The sequence below is a fragment of the Parasphingorhabdus sp. W113 genome (assembly GCF_055693205.1).
This window is the reverse complement of record NZ_CM146328.1, coordinates 1,086,167-1,099,706: the sequence shown is the minus strand read 5'-3', so window position 1 is coordinate 1,099,706 and position 13,540 is coordinate 1,086,167. Positions and strand designations below refer to the sequence as shown.

Annotated in this window: 11 protein-coding genes and 1 riboswitch; all 11 genes read right to left on the bottom strand. The window is 58.4% G+C overall.

Translation table 11 applies throughout. The features are described from left to right. Positions 1 to 46: 46 nt before the first annotated feature. Entirely contained in the window at positions 47 to 1,633 is a 1,587-nt protein-coding gene (locus tag ACZ1GS_RS05175) for a long-chain-fatty-acid--CoA ligase (RefSeq protein WP_472697425.1), read from the bottom strand. Positions 1,634 to 1,699: 66 nt separating this feature from the next. Continuing rightward, positions 1,700 to 2,347: a DUF938 domain-containing protein gene (locus ACZ1GS_RS05170; RefSeq protein ID WP_472697424.1), complete on the bottom strand. Its 648-nt coding sequence runs from the start codon at positions 2,345 to 2,347 to the stop codon at positions 1,700 to 1,702. Then, entirely contained in the window at positions 2,337 to 3,326 is a 990-nt protein-coding gene (locus ACZ1GS_RS05165) for a bile acid:sodium symporter family protein (protein ID WP_472697423.1), read from the bottom strand. The genes ACZ1GS_RS05170 and ACZ1GS_RS05165 overlap by 11 nt, the downstream gene beginning before the upstream one ends. Beyond that, entirely contained in the window at positions 3,323 to 4,906 is a 1,584-nt protein-coding gene (gene gcvPB / locus ACZ1GS_RS05160) for an aminomethyl-transferring glycine dehydrogenase subunit GcvPB (protein ID WP_472697422.1), read from the bottom strand. Before gcvPB ends, ACZ1GS_RS05165 begins: the two co-directional genes overlap by 4 nt. Then, the gene (gene gcvPA / locus ACZ1GS_RS05155; protein ID WP_472697421.1) at positions 4,903 to 6,261 is read right to left on the bottom strand and encodes an aminomethyl-transferring glycine dehydrogenase subunit GcvPA; all 1,359 of its coding nucleotides are present in this window, start codon (positions 6,259 to 6,261) and stop codon (positions 4,903 to 4,905) included. The genes gcvPB and gcvPA overlap by 4 nt, the downstream gene beginning before the upstream one ends. Positions 6,262 to 6,279: 18 nt before the next feature. Then, entirely contained in the window at positions 6,280 to 6,651 is a 372-nt protein-coding gene (gene gcvH, locus ACZ1GS_RS05150; RefSeq protein WP_472697420.1) for a glycine cleavage system protein GcvH, read from the bottom strand. A gap of 31 nt (positions 6,652 to 6,682) precedes the next feature. Continuing rightward, positions 6,683 to 7,828, bottom strand: a complete 1,146-nt coding sequence (gcvT, locus tag ACZ1GS_RS05145; protein ID WP_472697419.1) for a glycine cleavage system aminomethyltransferase GcvT — start codon at positions 7,826 to 7,828, stop codon at positions 6,683 to 6,685. A 165-nt stretch (positions 7,829 to 7,993) separates the two neighbouring features. Further along, positions 7,994 to 8,095: riboswitch (glycine riboswitch) on the bottom strand. A gap of 95 nt (positions 8,096 to 8,190) precedes the next feature. After that, entirely contained in the window at positions 8,191 to 8,871 is a 681-nt protein-coding gene (locus ACZ1GS_RS05140) for an NAD(P)H-binding protein (protein WP_472697418.1), read from the bottom strand. Beyond that, positions 8,868 to 10,034, bottom strand: a complete 1,167-nt coding sequence (locus tag ACZ1GS_RS05135) for a deoxyguanosinetriphosphate triphosphohydrolase (RefSeq protein WP_472697417.1) — start codon at positions 10,032 to 10,034, stop codon at positions 8,868 to 8,870. Before ACZ1GS_RS05135 ends, ACZ1GS_RS05140 begins: the two co-directional genes overlap by 4 nt. Then, entirely contained in the window at positions 10,031 to 11,770 is a 1,740-nt protein-coding gene (locus ACZ1GS_RS05130) for an SPOR domain-containing protein (protein WP_472697416.1), read from the bottom strand. The genes ACZ1GS_RS05135 and ACZ1GS_RS05130 overlap by 4 nt, the downstream gene beginning before the upstream one ends. Positions 11,771 to 11,948: 178 nt before the next feature. Then, the gene (ftsZ, locus tag ACZ1GS_RS05125) at positions 11,949 to 13,484 is read right to left on the bottom strand and encodes a cell division protein FtsZ (RefSeq protein ID WP_472697415.1); all 1,536 of its coding nucleotides are present in this window, start codon (positions 13,482 to 13,484) and stop codon (positions 11,949 to 11,951) included. Between the last annotated feature and the right edge of the window lie 56 nt (positions 13,485 to 13,540).

Here is a 13,540-nt window from a genome sequence, read left to right as displayed (position 1 = left end):
AAATCGCATAATCGGGCCGCTTGTCGGAAGACATTGCGGCGCACGACTAATTCACGCCGCGCTCCTGCCCTTCCCAATAGGGGGCTCGCAATTCGCGGCGGAGGATTTTTCCGCTGGCGTTGCGCGGCAATTCCGGGATCACATCAACCGTCTTGGGCACCTTGAACCCGGCTATCCGCTCGCGCGCCCAGGCGATGACGCTGTCCGTGTCGACCTCTCCGGCATCGGGCTTGGGTGAGACCACGGCCTTGACCGCTTCGCCCCATTTGTCATCGGGAATGCCGATCACCGCCACTTCATTGACCTGCGGATGGCCGAAAATCGCGTTCTCCACTTCGGCGGGATAAACATTCTCGCCGCCGGAGATGATCATGTCCTTGACCCGGTCCTTGATGTAGAAATAGCCATCTTCATCCATCACCGCCGCATCGCCGGTATAGAGCCAGCCATCGGCATCGACTGTCTCGGCTGTTTTTTCCGGATTATTGAAATAATGCAGCATGTTGAGACCCGACCGTGTGGCTATTTCTCCGATCGTATTGGGCGGAACTTCCTGATGCTGTTCATCAACAATTTTCATCTCAACACCAGGCAGCGGCACCCCGATGCCGCGCATCCGGTCGTTGCCCGCCGGATCATGATCTTCTGGCGGCAGAATGCAGACCGTGCCGGTGGTTTCGGTCATGCCATATTGCTGACAGAACAAGGCCTGCGGCATCGTCTGAATACATTGACGAAGCAGCTCAAGCGGGATCGGCGCAGCGCCGTAAGTGACCGAGCGCACGCTGCTGAAATCGGTCTCTTTTGCGCGTGGCCAGTTGACCAGCATCTGCAGCGCGGTCGGCACGAGGAAAAACTGGTTGAGCCCCTTGTCGACACAATCAAGCACGCTGTCCGGATGGAATTCGGGAATGACCATCATCGTCGCGCCATTATAGAAGGCTATCGGACCGATTCCGGACCCCGCGATATGCGCACAGGGCATCACCGCCAGCGTGCTATCCTCGGGACCAATATCAATCCACGCATGTTCCGGCTTGTTCTCGACCAGCGGGCGCATCTTGAACAGGTTATCGTTGGTCAGCACCGCACCCTTGGGATTGCCGGTGGTACCGGACGTGTACAGTTGCAGCACGCCTTCGGCTGGGTCGGTGTCAGGCAGAGCTCCAGGCGCGGTTTTGATCAACCAGTCATCGAGCGATTGCAGGCCGTCGGCCTCTCCTGCCACCAAGATCGTTTGCACGGTTCCGGATTCGGCGGCCGCCGCCTTGGCAACCGCGGCAAATTCCGGTTCGCAGATCAGCATCGGGGCCTTTGTATCTTTGAGCACATAGGCAACCTCGGGGGCCGCGAGGCGCCAGCCGATCGGCGCCATCACCGCGCCGGTCCGGCTGGCCGCAGCGAACAGGGTGAAATAGAGCGCACTGTTCTTCCCGAGCCAGCACACCCGCTCGCCCTTGCCCAAGCCAGAGCCGGTGAGCGCGCGGGCATAGTCCGTGACGATGCGATCTAGCTTGGCATAGGTAATGGCACCAGCAGGATCATCCAGCGCGACATTGTCCGGCAATTGCTCGGCCCAATAGGCTATGGATGATCCCATGCACCGGCGCAATTCTGGTTGTTCTGTCGACATGCCCACTCCCTGTTTTCATTGCGCAAAGCGTAAGCCGTCATTCTGGCCAAAGCAAGAGCGGTCAGCTTACTGGCGTGTATAGATCAATGAGATATTATTTGCTGGCATTTCAACAAGATCGCTGCGGACAAAGCCATTGGCCTTCGCGAGCGCATTCATGTCCTCGACTTCGCGAATGCCCCAGCGCAGGTCACGGCTTTTCAAGCTCCGGTCAAAATCGAGATTGCCTTGCGCGGTCGGTGCGTCGCCGCGAAAATAAGGCCCGTAAAGATAAAGAAGGCTGCCGCGCGCAAGCAGCCTGGCGGCCTTTTCCATCAGCCCGATCGATGCCTCCCACGGAGCGATATGCACCATGTTGATGCACAGCAGCGCTGCAGGCGGGTCAATCGGCCAGTCGGATGCAAGCGCATCAAGTTGCAACGGCGGCAGCACATTGCCAACCCCGGCCCGCTTGGTCCAGGCAGCGATCGACCGACAGCCATCCGGATCGGGATCGCTGGGCTGCCAGGTCAGATTCGGGAACTTCTCTCCAAAATAGACCGCATGCTCGCCGGTGCCGCTGGCAATTTCTAGAACCGTGCCGCGCTCAGGCAATATATCCTGGAGCAACGCAACAATGGCATCGCGGTTGCGCAGGGTGGCAGGTGCGTGTTTTTCATCTTCCGGTCCGGCCTGATCGCGAAACCAGGGTGCGGAATCCCCGCTATTGGTCATTGCTGTTCTCCTCAACCGGTTGCCGTAGCCAGATCGCGGCAAGGAAACTGCCAATCACGACATGATAAACTGCCGAGATCGCGCTGGGAACCGGCGCCAGCGCCGCCTGCATCGGGGTTGCGAACTGCGCCGCAAAGGTCGGTGTCGATGCCAGACTGGATCCCAGTCCGCTATTCTGCATGCCGACTTCGATGCTGATCGTGCGCCGCTCGCCCACACCATAGCCCAGCATCCTGGTCAGCGCATAGCCAAGCCCGAAACCGAAGACGTGCAGCAGCAATATGGCCAGCATCAAGATCCCGAAATATTGTTCAATCAGGGCCTTGGAATTGGCCACGATACCGCCGACGATCAAGACAACCACGATCACCGAAGCGAGCGGGGACACCACCGCGATACGCCGGGTTATCTGGGGAAAATAGCGATTGAGAACCACGCCGGCGACCACCGGCAACAACACGATCGAGACCATGTTGATGAACAGGTTCCATTGATCAATCTCGACATATTTTCCGGCCAGCCAGCCGGTGAGCAGCGGTGTTGCCACCACGGCTACGAATGTCGAGGCCATGGTCATGCTGACCGACAGCGCCAGATTGGCGCGGGCGAGATAGGCGACCACATTGGATGCGGTTCCGCCAGGGCAGCAGGACACAAGGATCAGTCCGACCGCCAGTCCGGATTCCAGACCGACGCCGGTCGCGATGGCAATGCCTGCCAGCGGCATGACCGTAAATTGCAACGCCACCCCGGTGGCGACACATTTGGGAATTCGCGCGATGCGCTTGAAATCATCCACCGACAGCGTCAGCCCCATCCCAAGCATGATCAAGCCCAGCATCACACTGACCAGCGACTGTCCAAACGGACGGAACCGGCCATCGACAACCCAGAGGAAATGGTCCGGCAAAAACCAGGCCCAGGCGGTACCCAGCACTGTCCACAAAGCGAACAGGCTTGTCAGGCGCTGAAAAATCATTCAGCCGCTTCGGCAAATTCCTCGGGTTCCTGCCAGACCAATATCGGCTTGCGCGCAGCCTGGGTTTCATCAAGCCGCCGCAAAGGTGCGAAATGCGGTGCAGACTTCAGCAGCTCATCCCCGGCCTTGGCGCGTTCTGCCACCGATCGGAACGCACCGATAAACTGATCAATCGCCGCCTTGCTCTCGGTTTCGGTTGGTTCGACGAGCATCGCGCCATGAACCACGAGCGGGAAATACATGGTCATCGGATGATAGCCTTCATCGATCAACCCCTTGGCCAGATCCAGTGTTGTCAGGCCATTGGTAAACCCATTGTCGGAGAAAAGCGCTTCGTGCATGCACGGGCCCAGATCCGCAAAAGGCGCCTCGAGCACGTCTTCGAGACTGCGCAGCACATAATTGGCGTTGAGCACGGCATCTTCCGCCACCTGCTTGAGGCCGTCAGCGCCATGGCTCAGCATATAGGTCAGCGCGCGGCTGAACATGCCCATCTGCCCATGAAAGGCCACCATCCGGCCAAAGCTTTGCTCGTGATGGGCCTCGGCGGTTTCCTCTTCAACCAGATGGAAACGGCCATCTTCCCATTTCTCGACAAATGGCAACGGCGCGAAGGGCTCCAGCGCCGCGGAAAAGACCACCGGCCCGGATCCTGGTCCACCGCCGCCATGGGGTGTTGAAAAGGTCTTGTGCAAATTGATATGCATCGCATCAATACCAAGGTCACCGGGGCGCACCCGACCGACAATCGCATTGAAATTCGCGCCATCGCAATAGACCAGACCGCCAGCGTCATGCACCGCATCGGAAATGGCTTTCATATCCGGTTCGAACAAGCCGCAGGTGTTCGGGTTGGTGATCATCACACCAGCCACATCGGGACCAAGCCGCGCCTTGAGCGCATCGAGATCGACACGCCCGGCTGCATTGGCGGGAATATCCTCCACCTTATAGCCCGCAAAGGCCGCCGTCGCCGGGTTGGTGCCATGGGCGCTTTCTGGAACCAATATGACTTCGCGCGCATCACCGCGCGCTTCGAGCGCAGAGCGGATGGCGAGGATCCCGCACAATTCGCCATGGGCGCCGGCCTTGGGGCTCATCGCCACGGCCGGCATGCCGGTCAATGTCTTCAGCCATTCGGCCAGTTCGTGGATCAACCCGAGCGCGCCCTGAACGCTTTCAGTGGGTTGCAACGGATGGATATCAGAGAAGCCTTTGAGGCGGGCCATTTTCTCGTTGAGCCGCGGATTATGTTTCATCGTGCAGCTGCCGAGCGGAAACAAACCGACATCAATGGCGTAATTCTGCCGGCTCAACCGCGTGTAGTGCCGCACGGCTTCGGCTTCCGAAAGCCCGGGAATGGCAATTGGTTGCGTGCGCTCAAGGCCTCCCAGGCGAGAAGCGACGTCCGGTGCTTCCGGCAAATCAACCCCGCTGCGATCCGCCGAACCAATTTCGAAAATCAAAGGTTCATCCACCATCAAGGCGCGATTGCCAGTATGGGTTGCCGGGCCACTGGGTGAAGGCGCTGCAACATTGGCGTCCTGTTTGGTCGGGCGGCCGGTTTCTGCCATGCTCATGCCATTTCTCCTTCCAGCGCGTGCGCCAGGGTTTCAATATCCTCGTCGCTCGCGGTTTCCGTCACCGCCACCACCAGTCCATGAGCCAGCGCCTTTTCGTCCGGATACAGGCGCCCGAGCGACACACCGGCGAGAATTTTCCGGTCCGCAAGCCTGCGAACAATCAACCGGGCATCGTCATTCAGAACCAGCGTAAATTCGTTGAAAAAGCTGTCGTTCAGCAGCGAGATGCCATCTATACGCGAAAGTCTGTCGGCAGCCGCCACCGCCTTTTTGTGGTTGAGCATCGCCAGCTCGCGCAGCCCTTTTTCACCGAGCAAGGTCATGTGCGCAGTGAATGCCAGCGCACAAAGGCCGCTATTGGTACAGATATTGGACGTCGCTTTTTCGCGGCGAATATGCTGTTCGCGGGTCGACAGGGTCAACACGAAGCCGCGTTTGCCTTCGGCATCGACGGTTTCACCGCATAGCCGGCCGGGCATCTGGCGAACATATTTGTTCTTGCAACCAAACAGACCGACATAGGGACCGCCAAATTGCAGACCGACGCCGAGCGACTGCCCTTCCCCGACAACAATATCAGCCCCCATTTCACCCGGCGACGTGATCGCCCCCAGAGCCACCGGCTCGGTCACAACGGCGATTACCAGCGCTTTGTGCGCATGGGCCTTTTCCACCAGCGCAGACATGTCCGACAGGCGGCCCAATATATCCGGATATTGCACCACAACGCAGCTCGTTTCGTCATCAATCTGCGCCAGCAACGCCGCATTGTCGGTCGTCGCCGACAGTTCGGGTGCGTGGCCAAATATCTGGTCCTTGGTAAAGCGCGCCATGGTTCGGGCGACCGACACATAATGTGGATGCAGGCCGGAAGACAATATCACCTTGCCGCGCTTGGTGATCCGCCGCGCCATCACAATGGCTTCCCAGCAGGCCGTGGATCCATCATACATCGACGCATTGGCAACATCGATACCGAAGAGCCGGGCGACCTGGGTCTGGAATTCGAACAGGGTCTGCAAGGTCCCCTGCGCGATTTCGGGCTGATAGGGCGTATAGGCGGTCAGGAATTCCCCGCGCTGAATGATATGGTCCACACTGGCCGGTACATGATGCCGATAGGCTCCGGCGCCGAGGAAGAATGGCATGTCCCCTGCGGCATGATTCTGTTTGGCGAGCTTTTTCATATGCGCTTCCACCGCCATTTCCCCGGCGTGCATCGGCAGTGCACGGATCGGACCATCCAGCTGCGCATCGGCAGGAACATCGACAAACAGATCGTCAACCGATTGCGCGCCAATTGTGGCTAACATGTCTTGACGATCATCGGGTGTAAGCGGCAGATAACGCATTATAAATTCCTGATTGGGTTAAAGGTCTTCGACAAAGGCCTTATAGGCGGTTTCATTCATCAGATCGGAGAGTTCAGACGTATCGGACAATGTCAGGCGGAAGAACCAGCCATCTTCTTCGGCAGAATTATTGACCAGTGCGGGTTCGTCTTCGAGAGCCTCATTGGCTTCGACGACGGTTCCGGATACCGGCGCATAGACATCGGAAGCGGCCTTGACCGATTCCACGACAGCCGCGTCATCCCCTTGTGCGAGCTCCGCACCGATTTCCGGCGTTTCTACAAAAACGATATCGCCCAACTGCTCTTGCGCATAGTCGGTGATTCCCACCGTTGCGGTATCGCCTTCGACGTCGATCCATTCATGTTCATCAGTAAAATAGCGGCTCATAGTCTTGCTTTCTCCTCACTCCGTAATTTGATCATGCTTTGGGTTTGCGATGATAGCGATGCGGCACAAAGGGCATGTCTGCGACCGTACAGGCTATTGCCTTGCCCCGCTGCTCCACAGTAATTTCGGTTCCGGTTTGCGCCTGGGCCATCGGTACATAAGCCATGGCGATGGGCTTTTGCAGGCTCGGCGCGAAGCCACCGCTGGTGACCTTGCCAATATTCCGGCCCTCGTCGTCGACCACGTCCGCCCCTTCGCGGATCGGCTGACGACCATTGACCATCAACCCGACGCGCCGCTTATCGGCTTTGTCGGGATATTGCGCGAGCACGCGATCCGCTCCGGCAAAATTGCCCTCCTCGCGCCGCGCTTTTGACAGCGCAAAATTCAGGTTCGCCTCCACCGGCAACACCGTCGCATCCATGTCATGGCCATAGAGCGGCAAACCCGCCTCCAGCCGCAAACTGTCTCGAGCGCCCAGGCCAATGGGTTTCACCTCGTCCAGTGCACAGAGCGCTGCCGCAAGCTTTTCCATATGTTCAGCCGGGACGCTGATTTCAAAACCGTCTTCACCGGTATAGCCCGAGCGGCTGATCCCCAGCGGGATGTCACCCCACAGGAACGGTCCCGCTTCCATGAAAAACAATTCGGTCGGACCGGGCCAGTCCGGCTGCATCGGACGGATCTCCAGACGCGCCAGCGCTGCGGCGGCTTTTGGCCCCTGCAACGCAAGCAGACCGGCATCTTCCATATGGTCGAGGGTGATATCCGACGGCAATTGGGCCTCAAGATAGGTGATATCATCATATTTGGTCGCGCCATTGACGACCAGATACAGATTGCGACCGGTATTGGTCACCATCAGGTCATCGAGGATTCCACCATCCTGCGCCAACAGCAAAGTATACCGGATTTTGCCAACGCCCAGAGCGGAAATATTACCGGGAACAATGGATTCCAGAGCCGCAGCGGCGCCATCACCGGTCAATTGCACCTGCCCCATATGGCTGACGTCGAACAGTCCAGCATTTTCGCGGGTCCACAAATGCTCGGCCATCACGCCTTCATATTGCACCGGCATGGCATAGCCCGCAAAAGGCACCATCCGGCCACCCTGATCTCGGTGCCAGCGATCCAGCGGCAGAGTCTTTATATCATCCGTTATGCGTTCGCTCATCAAAAAGGTCCGATACTCAAAAGGTTACAGCACGCAAAAAGCCCGCATGCTGCCCCCTCTGTCACGGAACCTGAGAGCTTGGTCTGTCCGGGCGCGCCCAAAACAGATTTCCCCTTCGGTGGGGCGCGAGCATGGTTTGCCTGCGCCCTCTTTCCAGAGTGCTTGTGAAGCAATGCGGTCCATGGGCCTGAGAGTTTCCGGGGCGGTTGCTCCTTCGGCGGCTGGCAATCGGATCAAGGATTGCTAACGCTCTCCCGCAAGACTTCGTGGTCGATACCTGAAAGGTGGAAACCAAAAGCAGATGAAAGCGTGACCGACGCCAAGTTTAGAGTCAATGATTCGATAGTCTGACCAGGATTATTTTAGGCCTGCTGATGGCGAGCGGCGGCCAGCGACCAGATCGCATCATTTTCATGGACGGTTTCACCTGGCGCCTCCGCATGCAGCAATGCCGCGATCGCAGCGGCAACATCCGCTGCATCAATCGACCGATAACGCCGAAAACGACCGTGCAGCAGATTGTCGAGAACCGGACTGGCGATAATCGCCAGGCTCTCACCCAGCCGGAGATCATCGGTGCGGTTGCCCCGCAGCAGGCCGGGACGCACAAGGTCCAGCCGATCAAAACCCTGGTCCCGCATGATCTGTTCCGCCTGTCCCTTGACCTTCAGATAAAAGCTCGAGGCATCGGGGTCAGCCATGGTTGAAGATACCGCGATACAATGGGTGGCACCAGCCGCTCTTGCGGCAGTTACCACCCCACCGACCAGGTCACGGTCAATCCCCGCGAACGCTTCCTTCGAACCGGCTTTTTTCATCGTCGAACCGAGACAGGAGATCACCGTTCCGAGGTTTATTGTCGCGATCAACTCGGGCCACTGGTCGGGTGGTGCGACATGGATTTGGGCAGCGCCATAGTCCCGCGTCGCCGGCCGCCTCAGCAACAGATGCACCGGACGATCCTCGCCGTCGGCAAGCAATTGATCGACCAGCAAATTGCCGATCAAACCCGTGGCACCGACGATCACTATAGCCTGGTTCATCGCCGCTGCTCCCCAAAAATTTCGGCATGGCAATTGCTAGCGTAGCGATCGGTCATGCCGGCCATGAAATCCGCAATATGCCGCATCCGCTGCGGTTCCGCCGATGGCAACGACTGCGCCCAGCTTTCGGGCATGAGCGATGGTTTTTCGCGATAGGCCTCAACCAGTTCGGACACCACGACCCTTGCTTCGTCAGCCGCCGCCATTTGTTCGGCGTGATTATAGAGATTGGCGTACATGAAGCGTTTCAGTCGGCGCTCCTTCTCGGCCATGTCTTCGGAAAATCCACCGATCATCTGTCCGGCGGCCCGCACATCATCGACGGTTTCCACGGCAAGCGCCGACAGCCGGTTGCGGGTGGTCTCAATTACGTCGTTGACCATCAGACCGATCTGATCCCGGATCAGTTCTGCAACCAGCAAATCCCGGTCCACATCTGAAAAACGCGCACAAATGGCCTCCCAGCGCGAAGCGATAAACGGGAGTTCCAGCAATTGATCGATCGATAGCAAGCCCGCGCGGATCCCGTCATCAATATCATGATTGTCATAGGCGATATCATCCGCAACCGCCGCAATCTGGGCTTCCAGCGAAGGCCATGTCTTGAGATCCAGGTTCATCGCGGCATTGGCTTCGGCCAAGGCCCAGGTTGGCGTATCGATCGGCCCGTTATGCTTGGCGAGGCCCTCGAGCATTTCCCAGGTCAGATTGAGCCCATCCCAGCGCGGATAGGGCCGTTCCAATTGGCTCAGGGTGCGAATGGTCTGGGCATTATGGTCGAAACCGCCATATTCTTCCAGCGCCGCCTCCAGCGCGTCCTCCCCGGCATGACCAAAGGGTGGATGACCGATATCATGCGCCAGACAGAGCGCCTCGGTCAGATCCTCGTTTAGACCCAGCGCCCGCGCAATCGTGCGCCCGATCTGGGCAACCTCGAGACTGTGGGTCAGACGGACCCGGTAATGGTCACCATCCGGGGCCACGAACACCTGGGTCTTGTGGCGCAAACGGCGAAAGGAAATCGAATGGATGATGCGATCGCGGTCGCGTTGAAAAGCATCGCGTGGCCCCCGGATATTGGCCTGATTTTCGGCGCGCCCCTCATCATGCAATCGCCCGCGACTCTGTCCGGGGTCGCTGGCATAGCGGGCCGCACCGATCATGGGTTGAGCTTGTTCACTTCCACACCATCGGCGCTCACCCAGGCAAACCCGTCGCCACCATTTTTACGGAAGCCTGATTCAAATTTCTTCGCAGCCGTCAAATCGTCAAACGGGCCGACCACCAAACGCCGGGTTCTACCCCAGGGAGACGTCCAGCCCTCCTGCTTGGCAAACAAATCAGCATTTCTCCGCGCCATCTTGCGATAGTCAAATTTCAGCGCCGACAGGTTGGATCCGGTGGCAATCTGGACCCAGTAGCGCTTGGGATGATCGGGTTTTTTCGGTTCAGCAGTTTCGGGCTTGGTCGCGATCTTTTTCGGTTTGGGTTTGGCAGGCGTGATTTTTCCGAGATCCACAGGCACGACCTTTGATCGAGTTTCCTGTTCCGGAATTTCAATCGCGCCGATAATGGCGGACAAGGATTTGGTTGGTGGCGGCGACCCGACGGCACCGGACGTCATTTCTTTTGTGGCATTGGTCTGGGCCAGATCAAAGGTGATTAAATTCGCCGGTTTGTCGGCCTGGCCTGCAGACGCCTTTGCTGATTCTGCCGCCGCTTGATCTCCGATCTTCACTTGCCTTTTCACGGTTTCGGATACCAGCGGTGCGCGCGCCTCATTGGCCGCGGTCTGAACCGGTTTCCGGGCATCGCTCGGCTTTCCCTCGCCGCCCACCTCGGTTTCGAAACCGGGTCGCGCCGACGGGTCGGCATTGGCTGTTTTTGGTTGCGTATCCTCCGGCGGACTGACAGCGCGCACCAGGGGCCGAGCTGTTGCAGGGACCGGCAATTCGGTCCGTGGCAGCGCCACTGCAACCTTGGTATCTGCGCGTTCAGATGGCCTGGAATTGTTTTTCGTCGATGAGGAACCCGGGCGTCGACGCGGCGATGTGTCTGGCATGGCCAGAACGCGGGGCTTTTCAACCTCTTCGCCAAGCGGCTCACCGACCGGGATCAAACCGGCATCGGCTCCATCCCCACCGCGTACGGCAGAATTGGCCGCGAACCGAACAGAAGCGACATCAACACCAATATTTTCACTCGCCGGAAAATGACCGAAATGCACGGCAGCGGCTTTCTGTGCTGCGGTCAGTTTCGACATGCGATCGAAAAACGGTTTGATCGCCGCGGCCATCCGTTTCTGCATAGTCTGGCGGGCAATCTTGTTTGCTTCTTTCTTTTCACCGTTCATCGCAAAAATAAACGCCCGGTTGCGCCAGGCATCGCGGTCACTTTTCTGCAGCAACGGGTTCAGCTTTGCATCGGCCGCCTCAATATTCCCGCTGATCCCGAGCGAAATCGCATAGCGATTGAGCAGCTGCTTGCTTTGACCTTGCTGCATCGCCAATTCATAGTCTTTCTGAGCATCCGCATTGCGACCGATCAAGTCATAGGCAAGACCCCGATCAAGCGCAATCTCACGCGGGGCAATGCCGTGGACAATGGCTTCGTCAAAATAGCGTATCGCGCCAAATGGGTTTTCTTCTCTCAGCAAAGCCCGCGCAAGACCGGCCTTGACCCGGCCACTGCGCGGATAAATCTGGTCTGCCTTGGCTAGAAAACCGATCGCTGCGCGGGTATCGCCCATGTCCAGGGCAGCGAGACCGGCATCGGCAAGAGCCGTTGAATCATTCGAATTGCGCGCGATGCGGCGCAGCGCATCTTGAAGGTCGTTGGACGATGACGAAGCATTGGCCTGCGCGGCCGCAGGCTGGGCCGGAAGACTCGCCATTGCCATGGGCAACGCACAAAGTGCGAGAAGTTTTCTAAGGCGAGATCACAATCTTGCTAAGCGTCCAAATGGTGACAAAATCAAGCACTGGCGGTGGCCACCAAGGCCAGCTGCCCTGCCCTGAAGACCAATGCGGTCCGACGGTTGCATTTCATTCTCGGCCGGGGGACAGATTGCGGTCTCCTTATTGGTTGTTCTGGCGATTCAAAAAGCGCGGAATGTCGAGTGGATCTCCGGACTCTTCGTCATCATCTTCTGCAGCGGTTTCATCGTCTTTCGATGATCCCCGCGTCAGATTCGACATCCGTTCGAATAAGGTTCCCCCGCCGGTTGCGACACGTGGTGCGGGTTCGCCAGGAGCCGCCGTATCTTCTTCCAGCGGCTGGATGGTATCCCCACCCAGTACAAGCTCGTCTTCTTCCGGCTCGTCGGTAGCCATGCCCGGTGTCAGAGACGCAAAGGAGGGTGCCGCGTCTTCATGGGGGCTATCGTCATCATAGGTCGCTGCTGGCGCTGGCGCTGGTTCCGGAGCAGATTCTGCTGGTGACGCCTCGGACTCCGCCATTTCTGGCGCCGCTTCCTCAACAGCTTCCGTGGCTTCCAGCTCTTCGGACAGATCAAGCGGTGCCTCTTCGGCTGCGGCTTCCGCTTCCGGCTCGGACGCGATTGTTGATGCAAAGGACGGCGCCAGCGGCTCTGCCCCAACCGGATTGCTCATAGCAAAGGAAGAGGCTGGCGGTGCAGCCACCGACCCATCGCTGTCAATGCCGGTTGCGACGACCGACACGCGGATACGACCGTCGAGATTCTCGTTAAATGCGCTGCCCCAGATGATATTGGCATCCGGATCGACCAGTTCACGAATATGGTTGGCGGCTTCATCAACTTCCATCAGGCGCATGTCTTCGCCGCCGGTGATGGAAACAATAACGCCCTTCGCGCCCTGCATCGACACACCGTCGAGCAATGGATTGGCAATGGCTTTTTCAGCGGCTTCGAGCGCGCGTCCGTCGCCTTCCGCTTCGCCCGTGCCCATCATCGCCTTGCCCATTTCGTGCATGACCGACCGCACATCGGCAAAGTCGAGATTGATCAGGCCAGGCATGACCATGAGATCGGTGATCCCGCGCACGCCCTGCTGCAACACTTCGTCAGCCAGCAGAAACGCTTCCTTGAAGGTGGTGTTCGGATTGGCGACGAGGAACAAGTTCTGGTTGGGGATAATGATCAGGGTGTCGACATTTTTCTGCAATTCTTCAATGCCGGCTTCCGCGGATTTCATCCGCCGTGTGCCTTCAAAAGTGAATGGCTTGGTTACGACACCGACAGTCAAAATGCCTTTGTCGCGGGCCGCCTTGGCAATAACCGGCGCTGCGCCGGTTCCGGTGCCACCGCCCATGCCGGCAGCGATAAAGCACATATGCGCGCCATCAAGCGCCTGCTCCACGAGTTCCAGTGTTTCTTCGGCCGCCGCGCGACCCACTTCGGGACGCGAACCGGCGCCGAGGCCTTGTGTGATGTCGGGACCAAGCTGGATACGGCGCTCGGCGGGAGAACTGTTGAGCGATTGGGCATCGGTGTTGCTGACGATGAAATCAACGCCTTCCACCTTGGCGGCGATCATGTTGGCGATCGCGTTTCCGCCGGCACCGCCCACTCCGATCACCGCGATCCGCGGCTTGAGTTCTTCCACTTCAGGTGGGCCGATATTGATGCTCATTTCACTGTCTCCCCAGACATAAACTGATTGTGTAACATTTGGGTAACGCTTTGCAC

What these genes read in the sequence shown, in the direction of transcription:
- ACZ1GS_RS05165 (WP_472697423.1), bottom strand. Translation starts at nt 3,326, where the DNA reads ATGATTTTTCAGCGCCTGACAAGCCTGTTCGCTTTGTGGACAGTGCTG.
- ftsZ (WP_472697415.1), bottom strand. Translation starts at nt 13,484, where the DNA reads ATGAGCATCAATATCGGCCCACCTGAAGTGGAAGAACTCAAGCCGCGG.
- ACZ1GS_RS05140 (WP_472697418.1), bottom strand. Translation starts at nt 8,871, where the DNA reads ATGAACCAGGCTATAGTGATCGTCGGTGCCACGGGTTTGATCGGCAAT.
- gcvT (WP_472697419.1), bottom strand. Translation starts at nt 7,828, where the DNA reads ATGAGCGAACGCATAACGGATGATATAAAGACTCTGCCGCTGGATCGC.
- gcvPB (WP_472697422.1), bottom strand. Translation starts at nt 4,906, where the DNA reads ATGAGCATGGCAGAAACCGGCCGCCCGACCAAACAGGACGCCAATGTT.
- ACZ1GS_RS05170 (WP_472697424.1), bottom strand. Translation starts at nt 2,347, where the DNA reads ATGACCAATAGCGGGGATTCCGCACCCTGGTTTCGCGATCAGGCCGGA.
- ACZ1GS_RS05175 (WP_472697425.1), bottom strand. Translation starts at nt 1,633, where the DNA reads ATGTCGACAGAACAACCAGAATTGCGCCGGTGCATGGGATCATCCATA.
- gcvPA (WP_472697421.1), bottom strand. Translation starts at nt 6,261, where the DNA reads ATGCGTTATCTGCCGCTTACACCCGATGATCGTCAAGACATGTTAGCC.
- ACZ1GS_RS05130 (WP_472697416.1), bottom strand. Translation starts at nt 11,770, where the DNA reads ATGGCAATGGCGAGTCTTCCGGCCCAGCCTGCGGCCGCGCAGGCCAAT.
- gcvH (WP_472697420.1), bottom strand. Translation starts at nt 6,651, where the DNA reads ATGAGCCGCTATTTTACTGATGAACATGAATGGATCGACGTCGAAGGC.
- ACZ1GS_RS05135 (WP_472697417.1), bottom strand. Translation starts at nt 10,034, where the DNA reads ATGATCGGTGCGGCCCGCTATGCCAGCGACCCCGGACAGAGTCGCGGG.